Below are 19,402 nucleotides of genomic sequence, written 5' to 3'. Positions count from 1 at the left end.
TGCCCCCGTAAAAGCGCACTGCGGCGACTGGCATTTGCACTGTAGCGACCTGTGCGCTTGAACGCTGACGACAATCGGCGTATCAACGAGCCACGCTACCCGCCGACCGAGTGCGCACATGTCCCAGGATTTCTACTTTTTGCTGATGCCGGGGTTCTCCGCCATTGGCTTTATCTCTGCAATTGAACCGCTGCGCGTGGCCAACCGCTTTCGTGGCGAGTTGTACCGCTGGCATGTGTTGAGTGCCGATGGCGGGGCGGTATTGGCGAGCAACGGCATGTCGGTCAACGCCGACGCGGCGCTGGAACCGCTGAAGAAAGGCGCAACGATGTTGGTGGTGGCTGGGTTTGAACCGTTGAAATTTGCCACGCCGACCCTGGAGCATTGGCTGCGGCGGCTGGATAACGAAGGCGTGACCCTCGGCGCCATCGACACCGGCAGCTTCGTCCTTGCCGAGGCTGGCCTGCTCGATGGCCATCGCCTGACCCTGCACTGGGAAGCCATCGACGCATTCAAGGAATCTTATCCACAGCTCAGCGTGACCCAGGAGCTGTTCGAGATCGACCGCCGACGCATCACCTCGGCGGGCGGCACTGCTTCCATCGATTTAATGCTCGATCTGATCGCCCAGGCCCACGGCCCGCAACTGGCAATTCAGGTCAGCGAACAGTTTGTGCTGGGGCGTATTCGTCCGCGCAAAGATCACCAGCGCATGGAAGTCGCCACGCGTTACGGCATCAATAACAAGAAACTGGTTCAGGTGATTGGCGAGATGGAGCAGCACAGCGAGCCGCCGCTGACCACTTTGCAATTGGCGGATTCGATCAAAGTGACGCGGCGGCAGCTGGAGCGCCTGTTCCGGCTGCATTTGAACGATACACCGAGCAACTTCTACCTGCGTCTGCGCCTGGAAAAAGCCCGGCAGCTACTGCGCCAGACCGACATGAGCGTGCTCGAAGTCAGCATCGCCTGCGGGTTTGAATCACCGTCGTACTTCACCCGCAGCTACCGCGCCCGCTTCGCCCGCTGCCCGCGTGAAGACCGCCGTACCGCCCAAGCCTGAATGGATGCACCCAAAGCCAATGTGGGAGCGAGCCTGCTCGCGAAGACGGCGTGTCAGTCAATACAGGATTGACTGATCCACCGCTTTCGCGAGCAGGCTCGCTCCCACATTTTGGATCTTCATTGTCTGAAAGCTTACTTCTTCACCAACGCCGAACACGCCGCCTTATAGGCCTCATGCTGATACTTGTTCAACGTCCCCGGCAGCTCGAAGTTGTGCTTCTTCGCCTGCGCATTGATCGTCTGCGGCGACAACAGCGTCACCTCACACCCATCGAGCAACTGAAACACCCCTTCGATCTTGAACGTCGTCGGCCCACCGGCAAACTCACCCTTCTTGCTGCGCTTCTTGATCGCAATCCGGTCAACCGAATTCTCCCGCACAAACGACGCCACCTGCGCCGCGAACAACTTCACGTTGGCCGCCTCGTCATCGTCTTCAAGGGCGATTTTCTTGGTGGCAAGGGGGACGTGGCTCAAGGTCGAACCGTCGAGAGCGGCCACGGCGATGATCGCTTCGCTGCCTTTGATTTCGATGCCGCAGATGTTCATGATTTGGCCTGAATTAAATTTTGAAGTTGCGGTTTATAGAGTGACAGGTTTTTTGTGTTGGAGTGCTGGTTGGTTGTTAGTTTGAGTTGTTGTTGTTGTTGTTGTTGTTGTTTTGCGTTTTGATCATTTGGTTTTTGGGGGTAAGGGTTTTAGCGAGCCTTGTTTTCAGGTTTCCCAAAAGTGTAGGGATGTCTTTTTCATCGGCAGGTACTGAAAGAATGGGTAAGCCGATTTTATTTGCTTTCTCGATTTCCCACATTACCCAGCTTGATTGCGGTATGGAACTTGAAGAGAGTAGAAGAAGAAAATCTGCGTTTATGAGCTGAAGCTCTACATGTTCTTGTTTATTTGTTGCTGTGTTATGAATCAAGTCAATGTATGGAGTGCCGAACTCTGAGAGAGCCTTAGCTACCTCTCGCAGCAGGTTTTTTTCAATGAAAACGTCGCGAGTTGTATAGCTCACAAAGATGTTCATATCAAGGATTCAAGGAAAGTTGCCGTGGACGTGATGCTCGCTTCAAACTTTATGTACAGTAATGCCAGTAATCCAAACAGTATGAGGATGATGTAAAGCGACATTGATGGGTTTATCGCTGATTTTCTCCAACTCAATTCTATCGGTTCAGCAGGATAGTTTTTTATTTTGTTTCTCTGTGCAATTCTTTTGATGGTGTTGCTCATTATCCGTCGAGTGGATTTTTGGTAGTAGTAGGCTGTCGTATCTGCAATCCAAAAAAACAGGCAAATTAAAATTGTCAGTGCTATGTAGCCTCTCACTGAGGTAGTCGGGGCAAGCTTTGTCACTAGCGTGATTGCAATCCCGATAAGCGCTATACATAGCTTCTTAAGCTCAAAGCAGCTTTTGCTTATCTGAAGCGTTGCCTCGTGAAGCTGCTCCACGGTCGTCCAATCAAGCTCGTCTTCGCATGAGCGCTTAAATTCATTATCCATGCGGCTATCGCTCTCTGTGTCTTTGCCCAATATGGCGTAATAAGCCGATTTTATTCTGTTCAATAAATATCACTCCTGCCCAATCGACTCCAAAAATTCCGACCGCTCATCACTCATCCGCGCCACGCAATCATTCTGCGCAATGGTAAAAGCCTTGCTCCCCGCCGTCGCCGGGAATGCCTCAACCGCGCAATCCGCATCCCGCGTCTTCAGCCATTGTTGCTGGGCGGTCTTGAGTTTGGCGGTGATATCCGCCAGTTGCGTGGCGTTTTTGCCGTACGCGGTCTGCATGCGTTCGGTCAGGCTGGCGTAGTTGTCCTTGAGCAGGTCTTCGGCGGTGCTGCGGCTGTAGGTCGAGCATTCCAGGGTCTGGACGTCGTTTTCGACGGCGTCGCACGGGTTGTTGTCGGACTCTTCGGCGGCGTGTACGCCGGTCGCAAGCAAAGCCAAAGCCAGGAAGATCGATTTCATTGTTGTCGCCGCTCTAATCCAGTGGTGTTTCCAAGATGCCGGAGATTCTGGCTCAAGCTTGCTAGCTTGAACAGGTAGTCGATCGGAGCGTCTGGCGACCCTTTGTCGCGGATTGACGCTTTCGGCAATTCCCCTGTCGTTTTTGCACCCGGTCGCCCCGGCACCGAGGCATATGCTGGCCCCAAAGCGCCGGCAGACGATTCGGCGCATGAATCGCCAATAAGGGGACGCCTGATGAGCCCAGCCGAATTACACGCCGACAGCATCGTTATCGACGGTCTGATCATTGCCAAATGGAACCGCGAGCTGTTCGAAGACATGCGCAAGGGCGGTCTGACGGCAGCCAACTGCACTGTGTCGGTGTGGGAAGGCTTTCAGGCGACCGTGAACAATATTGCCGCCAGCCAGAAGCTGATCCGCGAAAACAGCGATTTGGTGATGCCGGTGCGCACCACTGCCGACATCCGTCGTGCCAAAGAACAAGGCAAGACCGGCATCCTCTTCGGCTTCCAGAATGCCCACGCGTTTGAAGACCAGATCGGCTATGTCGAGGTGTTCAAGCAGCTCGGCGTCGGCATCGTGCAGATGTGCTACAACACCCAGAATCTGGTCGGCACCGGCTGCTACGAGCGTGACGGCGGTCTGTCGGGCTTCGGTCGCGAAATCGTCGCCGAGATGAACCGCGTCGGCGTCATGTGCGACCTATCCCACGTCGGTTCCAAGACCTCGGAAGAAGTCATCCTCGAATCGAAAAAACCGGTCTGCTATTCCCACTGCCTGCCGTCGGGTCTCAAAGAGCACCCGCGCAACAAGTCCGATGAAGAACTGAAGTTCATTGCCGACCACGGCGGTTTTGTTGGCGTGACCATGTTCGCGCCGTTCCTCGCCAAGGGCATCGATTCGACCATCGACGATTACGCCGAAGCGATCGAATACGTGATGAACATCGTCGGCGAAGACGCCATCGGCATCGGCACCGACTTCACCCAGGGTCACGGCCAGGACTTCTTCGAATACCTGACCCACGACAAGGGCTACGCCCGCCGTCTGACCAGCTTCGGCAAGATCATCAACCCGCTGGGCATCCGCACCGTCGGCGAGTTCCCGAACCTGACCGAAACCCTGCTCAAGCGCGGCCATTCCGAGCGCGTTGTGCGCAAGATCATGGGCGAAAACTGGGTGAACGTCCTGAAAGACGTCTGGGGCGAGTAACGCTGACTCAAGACCGCCGCCGATCTGCCCCCTCTCCTGTGGGAGAGGGCTGGGGTGAGGGCAGCGGTCACCACTGAATCCACTATTTTTCTGGAGTTAAGTTTCCATGGCCAAGATCGCCCCGCAATTGCCAATCGAAGTCGACAGCGAGACCGGTGTCTGGACCTCCGACGCCCTGCCAATGCTCTACGTGCCACGCCATTTCTTCGTCAACAATCACATGGGCATCGAAGAGGTTCTGGGCGCTGACGCCTACGCCGAGATCCTCTACAAGGCCGGCTACAAGTCCGCCTGGCACTGGTGCGAAAAAGAAGCCGAATGCCACGGCCTGGAAGGCGTCGCGGTGTTCGAGCACTACATGAAACGCCTGTCGCAACGCGGCTGGGGCCTGTTCAAGATCCAGGACATCGACCTCGACAAAGGCACCGCCAGCGTCAAGCTCGAACACTCGGCGTTCGTCTACGTCTACGGCAAGGTCGGGCGCAAGGTCGACTACATGTTCACCGGTTGGTTTGCCGGGGCCATGGATCAGATTCTTGAAGCACGCGGCAGCAAGATTCGCACCGTCGCCGAGCAAGTCTACGGTGGCTCCGAAGAAGGCCACGACGACGGCCTGTTCACCGTCAAGCCGTTGTAAGTCGAGGAACCCGCCATGGCTTTCGAAGCAATGTTCCAGCCGATCCAGATCGGCAAACTGACCATCCGCAACCGCGTGCTCAGCACCGCGCACGCTGAGGTCTACGCGACGGACGGTGGCATGACCACCGACCGCTACGTCAAGTATTACGAAGAGAAAGCCAAGGGCGGCATCGGCCTGGCGATCTGTGGCGGCTCCTCCGTGGTCGCCATCGACAGCCCGCAGGAATGGTGGAGCTCGGTCAACCTGTCGACCGACCGGATCATTCCGCATTTCCAGAATCTGGCCGACGCCATGCACAAGCATGGCGCCAAGATCATGATTCAGATTACCCACATGGGCCGCCGCTCGCGCTGGGACGGCTTCAACTGGCCGACGCTGATGTCGCCGTCGGGCATCCGTGAACCGGTGCATCGCGCCACCTGCAAAACCATCGAGCCGGAAGAAATCTGGCGGGTGATCGGCAACTACGCCCAGGCTGCGCGCCGGGCCAAGGCCGGTGGCCTCGACGGCGTTGAGCTGTCGGCAGTGCACCAGCACATGATCGACCAGTTCTGGAGCCCGCGCGTCAACAAGCGTACCGACGAATGGGGCGGCACCTTCGAAGGCCGGATGAAGTTCGGTCTGGAAGTGCTGAAGGCCGTGCGCGCCGAGGTCGGTGATGATTTCTGCGTGGGCATACGTCTGTGCGGTGACGAGTTCCACCCGGACGGTTTGTCCCACGAGGACATGAAGCAGATCGCCAAGTATTACGACGACACCGGCATGCTCGACTTCATCGGCGTCGTCGGCTCGGGTTGTGACACACACAACACCCTGGCCAACGTGATTCCGAACATGAGTTATCCACCGGAGCCGTTCCTGCATCTGGCCGCCGGGATCAAGGAAGTGGTCAAGGTGCCGGTGCTGCACGCACAGAACATCAAGGATCCGAACCAGGCCACGCGCATCCTTGAAGGCGGTTACGTCGACATGGTCGGCATGACCCGCGCGCACATCGCTGACCCGCACCTGATCGCCAAGATCAAGATGGGCCAGATCGACCAGATCAAGCAGTGCGTCGGCGCCAACTATTGCATCGACCGCCAGTATCAAGGCCTCGACGTGTTGTGCATCCAGAATGCTGCAACGTCCCGTGAATACATGGGCGTGCCGCACATCATCGAGAAATCCACCGGGCCGAAACGCAAAGTGGTGATCGTCGGTGCCGGCCCTGCCGGGATGGAAGCGGCACGGGTTGCTGCCGAGCGTGGCCACGACGTGACCCTGTTCGAGAAGAAGGAATTTATCGGCGGGCAGATCACCACCGCATCGAAAGCGCCGCAGCGCGACCAGATCGCCGGTATTACTCGCTGGTTCCAGCTGGAACTGGCACGGCTGAAGGTGGATCTGCGCCTGGGCACCGCGGCCGATGCCGAGACCATCATGGACTTGCGTCCGGACGTGGTGGTGCTGGCGGTCGGCGGGCATCCGTATCTGGAACAGAACGAGCACTGGGGCGCTGCCGAAGGGCTGGTGGTCAGCAGCTGGGACGTGCTCGACGGCAAGGTCGCGCCGGGCAAGAACGTGCTGGTCTACGACACGATTTGCGAGTTCACCGGGATGTCGGTCGCCGACTTCCTCGCCGACAAAGGCAGCCAGGTCGAGATCGTCACCGACGACATCAAACCGGGTGTGGCCATCGGCGGTACGTCGTTCCCGACCTACTACCGCAGCATGTACCCGAAAGAAGTGATCATGACCGGCGACATGATGCTGGAGAAGGTCTACCGCGAAGGCGACAAACTGGTCGCGGTGCTGGAGAACGAATACACCGGCGCGAAAGAGGAGCGGGTGGTCGATCAGGTGGTGGTGGAAAACGGCGTGCGGCCGGATGAGGAAATCTACTACGCGCTCAAAGAGGGTTCGCGCAACAAGGGTCAGATCGACGTCGAAGCGTTGTTCGCGATCCAGCCGCAACCTTCGCTGAGCGAGACGGGCGACGGCTACTTGCTGTTCCGCATCGGCGACTGCGTGGCACAGCGCAACACGCACGCCGCCATTTATGACGCACTCCGGCTCTGTAAGGATTTTTGACGGCTCAGCTGCGAGCCATAAGCTTCAAGCCGCAAGTAAAAGCCCGGCAGATTTTGCTGCTCTTTCTTGCAGCTTGTAGCTTGTAGCTTGCACCTCGCCAGAGGTGACTCTGATGTTGAACACCCTTCTTCCAATCCTGTTGTTCGCAGCTATCGGCCTTGGTGTCCTCGGCGCGTTGCGGCGGGTGGCCATGTGGCGTCGGGGCCGGGCCTCGAAGGTCGATCTGATCGGCGGCCTGTTGGCCATGCCCAAGCGTTATATGGTCGACTTGCACCATGTGGTGGCGCGGGACAAATACATTGCCAACACCCACGTGGCCACGGCCGGCGGTGCGGTGGCGTCGATTGTGCTGGCGCTGCTGGTGCACGGTTTCGGCCTGCACAACCGCATCCTCGGTTACGCCTTGCTGCTGATGACGGCAGTGATGTTCGTCGGCGCGATCTTCGTTTATCTGCGTCGGCGCAACCCGCCGGCGCGGTTGTCGAAAGGCCCGTGGATGCGCTTGCCGAAAAGCCTGCTGGCGTTCTCGGCGTCGTTCTTTCTGCTGACATTGCCGGTGGCCGGAATCCTGCCGGAGAACTTCGGTGGCTGGGTGCTCGCCGTTATCTTGGGGATCGGCGTGCTGTGGGGTGTGTCGGAGTTGTTTTTTGGCATGACTTGGGGCGGGCCGATGAAACACGCCTTCGCTGGTGCTTTGCATTTGGCTTGGCACCGTCGCGCCGAGCGTTTTGGCGGCGGTCGTTCCACCGGTTTGAAACCGCTCGATTTGAACGATCCGAGCGCGCCACTGGGTGTGGAAAAACCCAAGGATTTCACCTGGAACCAGTTGCTCGGTTTTGACGCCTGCGTGCAGTGCGGCAAGTGCGAAGCGGCGTGCCCAGCCTTCGCCGCTGGCCAGCCGCTAAACCCGAAAAAACTGATTCAGGACATGGTCGTCGGCCTCGCTGGCGGTACCGATGCCAAGTTCGCCGGCAGCCCGTATCCGGGTAAACCTGTAGGCGAACATAGCGGTAATCCACATCAACCGATCGTCAACGGTCTGGTCGACGCTGAAACCCTGTGGTCGTGCACCACCTGCCGCGCCTGCGTCGAGGAATGCCCGATGATGATCGAGCACGTCGATGCCATTGTCGACATGCGCCGTCACCTGACCCTGGAAAAAGGCGCGACGCCGAACAAAGGCGCCGAAGTCCTCGAAAACCTGATCGCCACCGACAACCCCGGCGGTTTTGCACCGGGCGGACGGATGAACTGGGCGGCGGATCTGAACCTCAATCTGCTCAGCGAAAAGAAATCCACCGACGTGCTGTTCTGGGTCGGCGACGGCGCATTCGACATGCGCAACCAGCGCACCCTGCGCGCCTTCGTCAAAGTGCTGAAAGCGGCGAAAATCGACTTTGCCGTGCTCGGCCTCGAAGAGCGTGACAGCGGCGACGTCGCCCGGCGTCTCGGCGATGAAGCGACCTTCCAGTTGCTCGCCAAGCGCAACATCCAGACCCTGGCCAAATACAGCTTCAACCGCATCGTCACTTGCGATCCGCACAGCTTCCACGTGCTGAAAAACGAGTACGGCGCGTTCGACGGCAACTACCTGGTGCAGCACCACAGCACCTACATGGCGGAAATCATTCAGGCTGGCACACTCAATCTCGGACAGCACAAAGGCAACAGCGTGACCTATCACGATCCGTGCTACCTCGGCCGCTACAACGGCGAGTATGAGGCGCCGCGTGAAGTGCTGCGTGCGCTCGGTATTGAAGTCAAAGAGATGCAACGTTCCGGCTTCCGTTCGCGCTGCTGCGGTGGCGGTGGCGGGGCACCGATCACTGACATTCCGGGCAAGCAGCGGATTCCCGACATGCGCATGGAAGACATCCGCGAAACCGGCGCCGAACTGGTGGCAGTGGGTTGTCCACAGTGCACGGCGATGCTCGAAGGCGTGGTCGAACCGCGTCCGCTGATCAAGGACATCGCCGAACTGGTGGCCGACGCGCTGCTCGAAGACGCCGCGCCGAACAAGCCTGCCACCCCGGCCAAACGTGAACCTGCGGAGGCCCATTGATGAGCGACATTATCCGCCGCGACCCACGCGCCGAATGGATTGCCCGTAACCGCCTGCACCCGTTGCACGCGGCGATGCAACCGGCGCAACACAGCTGGATGGGCCCCAACGGCATCATCCGCAAGAATTTGCACGGCATCGGTTTTATCGGCCCCAACGGCATCAAACGTATCGACCGCAGCGGCGCGCAACAGGGCGGGGCGGTCAAACGTTCCGCTGCTGTGGAAGTGCAACTGCCGCTGCATCAGGTGCCGGCGCCGGCGTTCTATATCACCGTGGTGCCCGACATGGTCGGCGGCCGTTTGAGCAGCCACGACCGTGACTTGCTTGGCCTTGCCCATCAACTCGCCGGCCAGGACGGTGCGGTGTTGGCGGTGGTCTTTGGCGAGCACAAGGAAAACGCTTTCGCGACCGCTGGCGTCGATCGCTTGCTGGTACTCGAAGGCGAGGAATTCAGCGGTTATGCACCGGAACAACGGGTGCAAGGTTTGCGCGCTGTGGATAACCAGTTCAATCCACGTCACTGGTTGCTGCCGGACAGCCGCAGCGGTGGCGGTGAACTCGGTCGGCGCTTTGCCGCTGCACTGGGCGAGCGCCCGGCGACGCGGGTCTGGCAGGTCAAGGATCAGGAATGCATCGGCCGTGCAGGTGCTGGCTTGCAAGACATCGCCCGTCCGGTCGCGCGGTTGATTCTGGCGGCCGCCGAATGCGCCGAGCCGGTCAGCGAAACCCGACATGAAGCGTTGCCGGTGGAGTTATCCACAAGCGTTGCGCGCAGCTTGTCGCGGATCGAAGATCTTGGCGCTGTGGCGGTCGACCCGGCAGCGATTCCGATGGCCGAAGCGGAGTTCATCTTCTCCGGCGGTAACGGCGTCAAGGACTGGCAGCTGTTCCACGAAACGGCGGCGGCGCTCGGTGCTACCGAAGGTGCGTCGCGGGTCGCGGTGGACGATGGCTTCATGGCCCGTGATCGCCAAGTTGGTGCGTCCGGTACCTGGGTCACTGCGCGGGTGTATGTCGCGGTGGGTATCTCAGGCGCGATCCAGCACCTGCAAGGCATTGGTGCCTGTGACAAAGTGGTGGCGATCAACCTTGATCCAGGTTGCGACATGATCAAGCGTGCCGATTTGTCGGTGATCGGCGAGAGCGCAGAGATTCTGCAGGCGTTGATCGAAGCGGTCGCGGCTTACCGCAACGAAGCCAAGCGCGATGCGGCTTAAGGAAACGCTATGAACACGAAAGTTATCAGTCTGGTTTCCATCGGCGCTCACCCGACTTCCGGGCGGCCACGCCGTGCTGATCAGGACGCGCGCGCCGTTGAACTGGGCCTGCAACTGGCTGGGGATAACCTGCAAGTGCTGCATGCCGGCGACATTGCGGAACCGGCGTTGCGCGCCTATCTGGGTATGGGTCTTGAGCAGATGCATGTGCTGGAGCAACCGGCTGGCGCCGATGCGCTACCAGCGCTGACCGCGTATCTGCGCGATGCTGGTGCGCAGGTGGTGCTGACTGGGAGCCAGGCGGAAACCGGCGAAGGTTCGGGGATGTTGCCGTTCTTGTTGGCGGAAGGTTTGGGTTGGCCGCTGGTGGTGGGGCTGGCGCAGGTCGAGTCGATCAATGACGGCTCGGCGCTGGTGCTGCAAGCGTTGCCGCGTGGGCAGCGGCGGCGCTTGAAGGTGAAACTGCCGTTTCTGGCGACTGTGGATAACGCTGCGCCGAAGCCTCGGCAGAGTGCCTATGGCCCGGCGCGACGCGGGGTGTTGGAGGCGGATGACGTAGAGGTTGTCGACGATGAACTCCTCGCTGTCGCCACCCTGCAGCCGGCCAAACCAAGGCCCAAACGCCTGAAAGTGATCAAGGCCAAAAGCGGTGCCGACCGCATGAAAGCGGCTACCGCCAAAGCCAGTGGTGGCGGTGGACAAGTGCTCAAAGGCGTTACCCCGCAGGCTGGCGCCGAAGCCATCCTCAAGTTGCTGATCGAAGAAGGCGTCGTCCGCTGACACCCGACACCCCCCAAATCTCTGTAGGAGCTGACGAGTGCAACGAGGCTGCGATCTTTTGATCTTGTTTTCAAATACCAAGATCAAAAGATCGCAGCCTCGTTGCACTCGTCAGCTCCTACAGGTTGGTGGGTTTGCCATAGGAATAATGTGAATGACCGTTAAATTTCGACCTGCCCGGCGCACGGATGCGCGCGATATTGCGCGTTTGTTTCAGATCTCCTCAGAGGGCGCCTCGGATTACATCTGGAGCCAGTTGGCGGAGCCGGGCGAGACATTGCTTGATGTCGGTGAGCGGCGATATGCCCGCGACGATGTGGACTTTTCCTGGCAGAACTGCCTGATCGCTGAGGCCGAAGGCTGCGTGGTCGGCATGATGCACAGCTACGTCATGCGCGAAGATCCAGACCCGGCACCGCCCACCGATCCTGTGCTGGCGCCTTACGCCGATATGGAGGTGGCGGATACGCTGTACATCTCCAGCCTGGCGCTGCACGAAGGCTGGCGCAATCAAGGATTGGGCGTGCAGTTCCTCCAACATGCCCAGGCGCGCGCCGATCAACTCACGCTCAAAGGGCTGAGCCTGATCGACTACGCCGCCAATACCGGTGCACGGCGATTTTATGAGCGACATGGCTTTGGCATCGTCAAAACCTGTCAGGTGGTACCGCATCCGATGATTCGGGTGACGGGTGAGGCCTATCTCATGCACCGAGCATGAAGCCGGTTATCCACTGACGAGGGGTTACACACAATCCCTGTTGGTCAGTCTGTGGATAACGTGTTTGCCCTTCACTGCAAGTCACGTCAGCCGTGGCTTGCAGGCCGCAGATCAAAAAACAGCCAGCCTAAGTTGCGGTTTTTACGGGATTTTCCCGCGGGATAACTTCCTGAGTTACCCCCGATCTCTGTTGGCGCTTCTGTGGATAAGATGTTCGCTGTCCGCTGACAGTCATGCAAAACGTGGCTTTCAAAGGTTTGATCAATAACTGATCAATTTGCACTTTTAATCGGATGAATCTTCCGAAACCCCCGATTTTTCGCAGTCTTCAGCACTTTTCCACAGCAGATGCAAAGTTACCCCCGATCTCTGTTGGCGCTTCTGTGGATAAGGTGTTTGCCATCCGCTGAAGGCCACGATCTGTGTACCTTTCAGCCTGTTGATCAAAAAACGATCATTGCCTTTCGAAAACCGTGCTTCTGGATAAGTCACGGTTTTTCTTTGCAAATCAGTGAGATATTTTTTGAGTCATCCACAGTTGTCCCCATTAGCTGTGGGTGGGTATGTGGATAACTTGTTTGCGGAAGGCTGGGGGGCTTGGTGGGTATGGGGTGTGGGGTGGTTGGTCAGAAATTGAGCAATCTGGTTTCAGAGATGTAATGACTTTCATGACGCCTTCGCGAGCAGGCTCGCTCCCACATTTGGAATGTATTCCACCTGTGGGAGCGAGCCTGCTCGCGAAGCTTTTGCTTTAGCCCTGAACCGGGACGCCTTTGAGGTACGGCGCAGGCTCGGCGCCGAGGTTGCTCAACAGGCGCTCGCTATACCAATCAACGAAGTTGACCACGCCAAACTCATAAGTCTTGGAATAAGGCCCAGGCTGATACGCCGTCGAGTTGATCCCGCGCTGATTCTCTTCCGCCAGTCGGCGGTCCTGATCGTTGGTCGCATCCCACACCTGACGCATGCGCTCGACGTCGTAATCGACCCCCTCAACCGCATCCTTGTGCACGATCCATTTGGTGGTGACCATGGTTTCCTGCGCGCTGATCGGCCACACGGTGAAAACGATGATGTGGTCGCCCATGCAGTGGTTCCACGAGTGCGGCAGGTGCAGGATGCGCATCGAACCGAGGTCCGGGTTCTTGATCCGGCCCATCAGTTTCGCGCAGCCCTGTTTGCCGTCGAGGGTCATCGACACGGTGCCCTTGAGCAGCGGCATGCGCACGATGCGGTTGCGCAGGCCGAAGCTGGCGTGGGCGTAAGGAATCTTCTCGGCTTCCCAAGCGGCGGCGGAGGCGGCGACGTGATCCTTGAACGCCTGATCGGCGCGCGGATCGGTCACGTCGTCCCATTCCAGCAGGGTTTTCAACAGTTCCGGGTGCGACGCGTTGCAGTGGTAGCACTCGCGGTTGTTTTCCAGCACCAGTTTCCAGTTGGCCTTTTCCATCAAGGTGGTGGTGATCGCCACCTTGGTGTTCTCCATGTCGTACGGTTCCATGTAATGGTTCAGCGTCGACAGGAAGTCATCGATGGCCGGCGGGTTCTCGGCCAGGCTGATGAAGATGTAGCCGCCGGCAGTCTTCACGTTCACCGGTTTGAGGCCGTACTGCTTCATGTCGAAGTCGGCGCCCATTTCGGTGCCGGCGAACAGCAGGCGCCCGTCCAGCTCGTACGTCCACTGGTGGTAATGGCAGACCAGTTTGGCAACCTTGCCTTTTTCGCTGGTGCACAGACGCGAGCCACGATGGCGGCAGACGTTGTGGAACGCATGCACTACGCCCTCGGCGCCACGGATGACGATGATCGGGTTCTTGCCGATCTGCAGGGTCAGGTAGTTGCCTTTGGCCGGGATCTCGCAGGTCATGCCGGCGATCAACCACTCTTTCTGGAAGATCTCCTGCATGTCGATATCGAACAGCCGCTCATCGCTATAGAACGGTTGTGGCAGCGAGAACGTGCGCTCACGCTCCTGGAGCATTTGTGCGGTGGCCTTGCGTGCGGGTTCCAGCGGATCGCCCAGGCTGATTTTTGCGGTGACGTCCATCGATGTGATCCTCATGGCCATCTGCGTGGCCGGCGAAAAGTGGCTGATCAGGTGTGCTGCTAACGGTTGCTACGCAAGGTGTAAAGAAGCTGTCTTGGTGTTGGGGCGAGTGTGGGGCCGGCGCAGGGCGGAACCTTATCCATGGGCGACATGGTGCAATCTGTTCCCGACGCGCAACCCCCGGTGGTTGGGGGCTGGTCGCGATAAGTATGCCGATGTCGCGGATAGGTAAACGGGCGGTTCGCGCTATACGCAGAATCGCCGACATGAGGCCGACAGTCGGCCGTGGAGAACAGCATGTCCAACAGCTTCCTGAATCCGGTCACCACCCAGACCTGGGCCAATGGCCGACACATCGTCCGTTGCGTCAAAGTCATCCAGGAAACCTGGGACGTGCGCACCTTCTGCTTTATGGCCGACCAGCCGATCCTGTTCTTCTTCAAGCCCGGGCAATTCGTCACCCTGGAGCTGGAAATCGAAGGCCAGCCGATCATGCGCTCGTACACGATCTCCAGTTCGCCGTCGGTGCCGTACAGCTTTTCGGTGACGATCAAACGGGTGCCGGGCGGTAAGGTGTCCAACTGGCTGCACGATACGCTGCATGAAGGCCAGGAGCTGGCGGTGCACGGGCCGGTCGGGTTGTTCAATGCCATCGACTTTCCGAGCCCGAAGGTGCTCTATCTCAGCGGCGGTGTGGGGATTACGCCGTGTATGTCGATGGCGCGTTGGTTTTACGACACCAACGCCAACGTCGACATGACCTTTATCCACAGCGCACGCTCGCCGAAAGACATCATCTATCACCGCGAGCTGGAACACATGGCGTCGCGGATCGACAACTTCAGCCTGCACCTGATTTGCGAGAAGCATGGCTTGGGCGAACCGTGGGCCGGGTATCGCGGCTATCTCAACCACAAGATGCTTGAGTTGATGGTGCCGGACTTCCTTGAGCGCGAAGTGTTTTGCTGCGGACCGACGCCGTATATGAATGCGGTCAAGCGCCTTTTGGAAGTGGCTGGTTACGACATGTCGCGTTATCACGAGGAATCTTTCGGCGCCACGCCACCGGAAGCCCGTGCCGATGCTGTGGAACAGGCCGAGCAGGCTGCGGATGCGCCGGAAATCGATGCGGCGGATCTGCATCAGGTCGAGTTCACCTCGTCCGGCAAGAGCATTCGTGTGGCACCGGGTGAAACCGTGCATGCGGCGGCGGCCAAGCTGGGGCTGATGATTCCGAAAGCGTGCGGGATGGGGATTTGCGGGACGTGCAAGGTGCTCAAGCTGGGCGGCGAGGTGGAGATGGAGCACAACGGCGGGATTACCGAGGACGATGAAGCCGAAGGGTTTATCTTGTCGTGCTGCAGTGTGCCGAAGGGGGATGTGCGAATCGATTTCTGATCGGTAAACCCTCACCCCAGCCCTCTCCCGGAGGGAGAGGGGGCCGACCGAGGTGTCTTGAGGGATCCATCGACCTGAAAGACCGAGTCGACTATGGATTCGGCAAAGCAGTTTCACGTCGGCGTAATTCTTGAATATCCCCCCAATCAGTCCCTTCTCTCTTTTGGAGAGGGGCTGACCGAGTTGTTCTCACGAGGTACACCGACTTGAGATATCGAGTCGACTATGGATTCGGTACAGCAGTTTCACGTCGGCGTAATTCTTGAATATCCCCCAATCAGTCCCCTCTCCCTCTGGGAGAGGGCTAGGGTGAGGGGCTTTTCAGTCGATAAACAAATCCGGCATTAGTGCCGCCTCGCTTTCTCGATCAAAGCGATAATGATCGAACTCAGTCACGCCGCTCTCGCGCAAAATCTCCTCATCAATCAACAACCGCCCGGTAATCTGCCGTCCGCTGCTACTCAAAATCACATGCGCAGCATCCGCCATGATCGCTGGTGTTCGCGCCTGCTTGAACGACTCCCGACTCCCCAGTTGAAACTCAATCGCCGCCGTGGCAATCATCGTTTGCGGCCACAGTGAGTTGACGCTGATCCCGTAACTGGCAAATTCCTCACTCATCCCCAGCGTCAGCATGCTCATGCCGTACTTGGTCACGGTGTAAGGGCTAAACTGTGCAAACCACTTGCTCGCAAGATTCAGCGGCGGTGACAGGTTGAGAATGTGTCCGGCGGATTTCTTCAAATAGGGCAGGGCGGCCTGGCTGCACAGCAGCACTGCGCGGGTGTTGATCTGGTGCATCAGGTCGAAACGCTTGAGCTCAATGTGTTGCACGCCGGTCAACTTGATCGCTCCGGCGTTGTTCACCAGCGCATCGATGCCGCCGAAATGCTCGTTGGCCTGCGCGAGCGCTTTGCGCACCGCCTCTTCATCACGCACATCCACTTGCAGGGCCAGAGCCTTGCCGCCCGCCGCTTCGACTTCGGCGGCGACGCTGTGGATGGTGCCGGGCAGTTTGGCGTGGGGTTCGGCGCTTTTCGCCGCAATCACGATATTGGCCCCGTCCCTCGCGGCACGCAGCGCGATCTCACGGCCAATGCCACGGCTGGCGCCGGTGATGAACAGGGTTTTGCCTTGTAACGACATGCCGATGCTCCTGCTTATTGTTATGTGAGCGGAGGGCTCGACAGACAATGTAGACCAAGCAGAAGCACAACCTGTTGATCGTTCCCACGCTCTGCGTGGGAATGCAGCCCGGGACGCTCTGCGTCCCATTTCAATACCAGCACTGAACGTCGATCAGCCCCGGCATTCCCGCGTAGTTCCTGGCACTCGAATAACGCCATTGTTCTGGGAAATCCACATATCCGCGTTTCACCGGGTTGTTGTGAATGTATTCAAGCTTCTGGCGCATGACCGATTCGCTGTAAACCATCTCTGCGTGGGAGCCTTCTTGCCACAGTTGGTATACCCGATCCTGCTTGTGCGCCCGTTTGCTAAAGCGCAGCCGTTGCAGGGCTTTGTCAGCACCTTTGCTTTGCAAGTCATCAATAATCTGTCGAGCAGTGAATGATTTGAACTGGCTGAGGCATTTACTCAGGTCGGGTGCCTGAGCGACGAAGTGAAGATGGTTTTCCAGAATCACGTAGCCGTACAGCTTCAAGTCATGGTGGGTCTGTTGATAACGCCAGCAGTTGAGCAGGTGGTCGACGATGTAGGGACGGATGAACAGCGGTAACCATTCCATGATCGTGCAAGTCAGGAAATGCGGTTTGTCGGTTTCGGTAAAGGTGTAGCGGCTGCGGCCCATGGGATTCTTCCTTGAATCTTGCGGTGCATTGGAGATGGAACGCGGAGCGTCCCGGGATGCGTTACCACGCGGAGCGTGGGAACGATCAAGATGAGGCGGGTGGCATGTTCTCGCTAGAAGAGAAGTCTGGTGTCGCGGTGGGAAAAATCATTCCCGATCGAAGATCGTTCCCACGCTCTGCGTGGGAATGCAGCCGTCGACGCTTCGCGTCATAGCGGTGTTAAGCATGTCGACAGTGGTGAGGCTGGAACGCGGAGCGTCCCGAGAGGCATTCCCACGCGGAGCGTGGGAACGATCAGTGCTGGGGGATCAGGCGGACATGACTTCGCGGATGTCGCGCGCCAGTTCGCGGACGCGTTCTTCTTCGGTGTCCCACGAGCACATGAAGCGTGCGCCGCCCTTGCCGATGAAGGTGTAGAAGCGCCAGTTTTTTGCGGTCAGGGCGGCGATGGCCGGTTCCGAGAGTTGCAGGAACACGCCGTTGGCCTGCACCGGGAACATCAGTTCGACGCCGGGAATGTCGCTGACCAGTTCCGCCAGCAATTGTGCGCAGTGATTGGCGTGGCGCGCATATTTCAGCCAGGCGTCGTTTTCGAGGATGCCGACCCACGGGGCCGAGAGGAAGCGCATTTTCGACGCCAGTTGCCCGGCCTGTTTGCAGCGATAGTCGAAGTCTTCCGCCAGTTTGTGGTTGAAGAACAGGATCGCTTCACCCACGGCCATGCCGTTTTTCGTACCGCCGAAGCACAGCACGTCAACGCCGGCCTTCCAGGTCAGATCCGCTGGCGAGCAGCCGAGGAACGCGCAGGCATTGGAGAAACGCGCGCCGTCCATGTGCAGGTGCAGGCCGAGCTCCTTGCAGGTGGCGCTGATGGCGCGGACTTCTTCCGGGGTGTAGACGCTGCCGACTTCGGTGGCTTGGGTCAGAGTCACCACGCGCGGTTTCGGGTAGTGAATGTCCTGGCGCTTGAGCGCTACTTCGCGGATCGACTGCGGGGTGATCTTGCCGTTTTCAGTGCCGGCGATCAGCAGTTTCGAGCCGTTGGAGAAGAATTCCGGGGCGCCGCATTCGTCGGTTTCGACGTGGGCGGTTTCCGAGCAGATCACGCTGTGGTAACTCTGGCACAGCGACGACAGGGCCAGCGAGTTGGCGGCGGTGCCGTTGAAGGCGAAGAACACTTCGCAGTCGGTTTCGAACAATTGGCGGAAATGGTCGGCCGCGCGTGCGGTCCATTCATCGTCGCCATACGCGCGCTGGTGGCCGTGGTTGGCCTGTTCCATTGCAGCCCAGGCTTCAGGGCAGATACCGGAATAGTTGTCGCTGGCGAATTGTTGGCTCTTGTCGGTCATGGCCGGCTTCCGTGGTCGAGACTCTTGTGAAGGCTCGTGGTCAATGAGGGTGCGCACTTTACCGAAGATCTTCCGGGGAGCACACGGGATGTCACATTCAGGAAATTACCAGTTTGTAGGACGATTATGCACTTGAGCAAACGCGACGGCGCGCTGGATCTGCTCAAGTGGCTGGCGCTGCTGAGCATGTTGTTCGATCACCTGCGATATGTCGGGTTCTCCGCCGATTGGCTGTATGTGCCGGGGCGGCTGGCGTTTCCGTGGTTTTGTCTGGCGATGGCGGCGAATCTGGCGCGTGATGGTTCGCGGAGGATGGAATGGCGCTATCTGGGCTGGTTGGTGTTGTTCAGCGCCGTGAGTGAAATCCCCTATCGGCTGTACATTCCAGAGCCGGATACGTTGAACGTGATGCCGACGTTGGCGCTGGGTTTACTGGTGGCGCGGGGGTGGCAGGATCCCTCGATCATGTCGCGATTGCTGGGTGTTGCTGCGCTGGTGTTGGCGATAGTTTTCCCGGAACGACTGATGTTCGGCTTCTTCGGGGTGTTGCTGCCGTTGGCGATGCTGCTGGTGTTTCGCCGGCCGTGGTACTTCAGCTTGCTGCCGGGTTTGATATGCCTCGCAGCGAATCAGTGGCAGGTGCTGTACGACTCGGCGAGGTTCGGCAGTAGCGTCGCCATTCTTGGCATTGCCATCTGTCTGTTTGCGCCCATGCTCGGAATGTTCCTGTTGCGACATGCGCGACATCTTCAGCCGCCACCGATGCGGCGCTGGGCTTACGCCCTCTATCCCGCGCATTTTCTCCTGCTACTCGCCGTCCGCACTGCATACACCTGACCCCTGTGGGAGCGAGCCTGCTCGCGAAGAGGCCGGCACATCCAACATAGAAGTTGGCTGACAGACCGCTTTCGCGAGCAGGCTCGCTCCCACAGGGGATCTACGGCGTTTCGAATAAGCCATTTCCGGCCATGTCGTAAACGCACCTTTGCGTGGCGCGCGCAGGCATTTGAGCTGTCTGCGCCGGTCATACCATCGGCATCAAAGGGCACTGCC

Annotated in this window: 19 protein-coding genes; 10 read left to right on the top strand and 9 right to left on the bottom strand. The window is 58.8% G+C overall.

Annotated features, from left to right (window positions below):
* Positions 1-118: 118 nt before the first annotated feature.
* A complete protein-coding gene (locus tag HU718_RS28180) occupies positions 119-1,063 on the top strand; it encodes a GlxA family transcriptional regulator (protein WP_150708238.1) in 945 nt (314 codons plus the stop codon).
* A 134-nt stretch (positions 1,064-1,197) separates the two neighbouring features.
* Here HU718_RS28180 and HU718_RS28175 read toward each other — a convergent pair whose 3' ends face one another.
* From HU718_RS28175 to HU718_RS28160, 4 genes are all read right to left on the bottom strand, one after another.
* Positions 1,198-1,614: a DUF3010 family protein gene (locus tag HU718_RS28175; protein ID WP_186616181.1), complete on the bottom strand. Its 417-nt coding sequence runs from the start codon at positions 1,612-1,614 to the stop codon at positions 1,198-1,200.
* Positions 1,615-1,690: 76 nt separating this feature from the next.
* Positions 1,691-2,077 carry a TIR domain-containing protein gene (locus HU718_RS28170; RefSeq protein ID WP_186616182.1) on the bottom strand — a complete coding sequence of 129 codons (387 nt, stop codon included), beginning with the start codon at positions 2,075-2,077 and terminating at the stop codon, positions 1,691-1,693.
* A gap of 8 nt (positions 2,078-2,085) precedes the next feature.
* A complete protein-coding gene (locus tag HU718_RS28165; RefSeq protein ID WP_186616183.1) occupies positions 2,086-2,628 on the bottom strand; it encodes a hypothetical protein in 543 nt (180 codons plus the stop codon).
* 6 nt (positions 2,629-2,634) lie between these two features.
* Positions 2,635-3,036 carry a lysozyme inhibitor LprI family protein gene (locus HU718_RS28160; protein ID WP_186616184.1) on the bottom strand — a complete coding sequence of 134 codons (402 nt, stop codon included), beginning with the start codon at positions 3,034-3,036 and terminating at the stop codon, positions 2,635-2,637.
* A 234-nt stretch (positions 3,037-3,270) separates the two neighbouring features.
* On the opposite strand from HU718_RS28160, the gene HU718_RS28155 reads away from it, so the two are divergent.
* From HU718_RS28155 to HU718_RS28125, 7 genes are all read left to right on the top strand, one after another.
* Entirely contained in the window at positions 3,271-4,248 is a 978-nt protein-coding gene (locus HU718_RS28155; RefSeq protein ID WP_007911246.1) for a dipeptidase, read from the top strand.
* A 106-nt stretch (positions 4,249-4,354) separates the two neighbouring features.
* Complete coding sequence (locus HU718_RS28150) at positions 4,355-4,885, top strand: DUF5943 domain-containing protein (RefSeq protein WP_005792152.1); 531 nt, start codon at positions 4,355-4,357, stop codon at positions 4,883-4,885.
* Positions 4,886-4,900: 15 nt separating this feature from the next.
* Positions 4,901-6,961 (top strand): dimethylglycine demethylation protein DgcA, encoded by a 2,061-nt coding sequence (gene dgcA, locus HU718_RS28145; RefSeq protein WP_186616185.1) that lies wholly within the window; start codon positions 4,901-4,903, stop codon positions 6,959-6,961.
* Positions 6,962-7,073: 112 nt separating this feature from the next.
* On the top strand, positions 7,074-9,023 hold the full coding sequence (gene dgcB / locus HU718_RS28140; protein WP_186616186.1) for a dimethylglycine demethylation protein DgcB: 1,950 nt from the start codon (positions 7,074-7,076) through the stop codon (positions 9,021-9,023).
* Entirely contained in the window at positions 9,023-10,243 is a 1,221-nt protein-coding gene (gene etfA / locus HU718_RS28135) for an electron transfer flavoprotein subunit alpha (RefSeq protein WP_186616187.1), read from the top strand. The genes dgcB and etfA overlap by 1 nt, the downstream gene beginning before the upstream one ends.
* Before the next feature lie 9 nt (positions 10,244-10,252).
* Positions 10,253-11,023, top strand: a complete 771-nt coding sequence (etfB, locus tag HU718_RS28130) for an electron transfer flavoprotein subunit beta (protein WP_150708232.1) — start codon at positions 10,253-10,255, stop codon at positions 11,021-11,023.
* 154 nt (positions 11,024-11,177) lie between these two features.
* Positions 11,178-11,744, top strand: coding sequence for a GNAT family N-acetyltransferase (locus HU718_RS28125; RefSeq protein ID WP_102900087.1), 567 nt, complete (start codon positions 11,178-11,180; stop codon positions 11,742-11,744).
* 285 nt (positions 11,745-12,029) lie between these two features.
* On the opposite strand, the gene HU718_RS28120 is transcribed toward HU718_RS28125, so the two are convergent.
* On the bottom strand, positions 12,030-12,236 hold the full coding sequence (locus HU718_RS28120; RefSeq protein WP_186616188.1) for a hypothetical protein: 207 nt from the start codon (positions 12,234-12,236) through the stop codon (positions 12,030-12,032).
* Between the two features lie 259 nt (positions 12,237-12,495).
* Complete coding sequence (gene gbca / locus HU718_RS28115; RefSeq protein ID WP_064388154.1) at positions 12,496-13,791, bottom strand: glycine betaine monooxygenase oxygenase subunit; 1,296 nt, start codon at positions 13,789-13,791, stop codon at positions 12,496-12,498.
* Between the two features lie 297 nt (positions 13,792-14,088).
* Between gbca and gbcB the strand changes: the two genes are divergently transcribed.
* Positions 14,089-15,189: a glycine betaine monooxygenase reductase subunit gene (gene gbcB / locus HU718_RS28110; protein ID WP_007911227.1), complete on the top strand. Its 1,101-nt coding sequence runs from the start codon at positions 14,089-14,091 to the stop codon at positions 15,187-15,189.
* A 321-nt stretch (positions 15,190-15,510) separates the two neighbouring features.
* Here gbcB and HU718_RS28105 read toward each other — a convergent pair whose 3' ends face one another.
* The 3 genes from HU718_RS28105 to HU718_RS28095 all read right to left on the bottom strand — a co-directional run bounded on the left by HU718_RS28105 (position 15,511) and on the right by HU718_RS28095 (position 18,349).
* Entirely contained in the window at positions 15,511-16,335 is an 825-nt protein-coding gene (locus tag HU718_RS28105) for an SDR family oxidoreductase (RefSeq protein WP_186616189.1), read from the bottom strand.
* A 130-nt stretch (positions 16,336-16,465) separates the two neighbouring features.
* Positions 16,466-16,999, bottom strand: coding sequence for an REP-associated tyrosine transposase (locus HU718_RS28100; protein ID WP_186616190.1), 534 nt, complete (start codon positions 16,997-16,999; stop codon positions 16,466-16,468).
* A 309-nt stretch (positions 17,000-17,308) separates the two neighbouring features.
* The gene (locus HU718_RS28095; protein WP_007913115.1) at positions 17,309-18,349 is read right to left on the bottom strand and encodes a threonine aldolase family protein; all 1,041 of its coding nucleotides are present in this window, start codon (positions 18,347-18,349) and stop codon (positions 17,309-17,311) included.
* A gap of 126 nt (positions 18,350-18,475) precedes the next feature.
* On the opposite strand from HU718_RS28095, the gene HU718_RS28090 reads away from it, so the two are divergent.
* The gene (locus tag HU718_RS28090) at positions 18,476-19,186 is read left to right on the top strand and encodes a TraX family protein (RefSeq protein ID WP_186616191.1); all 711 of its coding nucleotides are present in this window, start codon (positions 18,476-18,478) and stop codon (positions 19,184-19,186) included.
* Positions 19,187-19,402: the final 216 nt, after the last annotated feature.

The organism is Pseudomonas tensinigenes (assembly GCF_014268445.2).
GTDB classification, from domain to species: domain Bacteria; phylum Pseudomonadota; class Gammaproteobacteria; order Pseudomonadales; family Pseudomonadaceae; genus Aquipseudomonas; species Aquipseudomonas tensinigenes.
The sequence above is the reverse complement of the archived record's forward strand: the minus strand, read 5'-3'. Positions and strand labels throughout refer to the sequence as shown.

What these genes read in the sequence shown, in the direction of transcription:
- HU718_RS28180 (WP_150708238.1), top strand. Translation starts at nt 119, where the DNA reads ATGTCCCAGGATTTCTACTTTTTGCTGATGCCGGGGTTCTCCGCCATT.
- HU718_RS28175 (WP_186616181.1), bottom strand. Translation starts at nt 1,614, where the DNA reads ATGAACATCTGCGGCATCGAAATCAAAGGCAGCGAAGCGATCATCGCC.
- HU718_RS28160 (WP_186616184.1), bottom strand. Translation starts at nt 3,036, where the DNA reads ATGAAATCGATCTTCCTGGCTTTGGCTTTGCTTGCGACCGGCGTACAC.
- HU718_RS28155 (WP_007911246.1), top strand. Translation starts at nt 3,271, where the DNA reads ATGAGCCCAGCCGAATTACACGCCGACAGCATCGTTATCGACGGTCTG.
- HU718_RS28150 (WP_005792152.1), top strand. Translation starts at nt 4,355, where the DNA reads ATGGCCAAGATCGCCCCGCAATTGCCAATCGAAGTCGACAGCGAGACC.
- dgcA (WP_186616185.1), top strand. Translation starts at nt 4,901, where the DNA reads ATGGCTTTCGAAGCAATGTTCCAGCCGATCCAGATCGGCAAACTGACC.
- dgcB (WP_186616186.1), top strand. Translation starts at nt 7,074, where the DNA reads ATGTTGAACACCCTTCTTCCAATCCTGTTGTTCGCAGCTATCGGCCTT.
- etfA (WP_186616187.1), top strand. Translation starts at nt 9,023, where the DNA reads ATGAGCGACATTATCCGCCGCGACCCACGCGCCGAATGGATTGCCCGT.
- etfB (WP_150708232.1), top strand. Translation starts at nt 10,253, where the DNA reads ATGAACACGAAAGTTATCAGTCTGGTTTCCATCGGCGCTCACCCGACT.
- HU718_RS28125 (WP_102900087.1), top strand. Translation starts at nt 11,178, where the DNA reads ATGACCGTTAAATTTCGACCTGCCCGGCGCACGGATGCGCGCGATATT.
- gbca (WP_064388154.1), bottom strand. Translation starts at nt 13,791, where the DNA reads ATGGACGTCACCGCAAAAATCAGCCTGGGCGATCCGCTGGAACCCGCA.
- gbcB (WP_007911227.1), top strand. Translation starts at nt 14,089, where the DNA reads ATGTCCAACAGCTTCCTGAATCCGGTCACCACCCAGACCTGGGCCAAT.
- HU718_RS28105 (WP_186616189.1), bottom strand. Translation starts at nt 16,335, where the DNA reads ATGTCGTTACAAGGCAAAACCCTGTTCATCACCGGCGCCAGCCGTGGC.
- HU718_RS28100 (WP_186616190.1), bottom strand. Translation starts at nt 16,999, where the DNA reads ATGGGCCGCAGCCGCTACACCTTTACCGAAACCGACAAACCGCATTTC.
- HU718_RS28095 (WP_007913115.1), bottom strand. Translation starts at nt 18,349, where the DNA reads ATGACCGACAAGAGCCAACAATTCGCCAGCGACAACTATTCCGGTATC.
- HU718_RS28090 (WP_186616191.1), top strand. Translation starts at nt 18,476, where the DNA reads ATGCACTTGAGCAAACGCGACGGCGCGCTGGATCTGCTCAAGTGGCTG.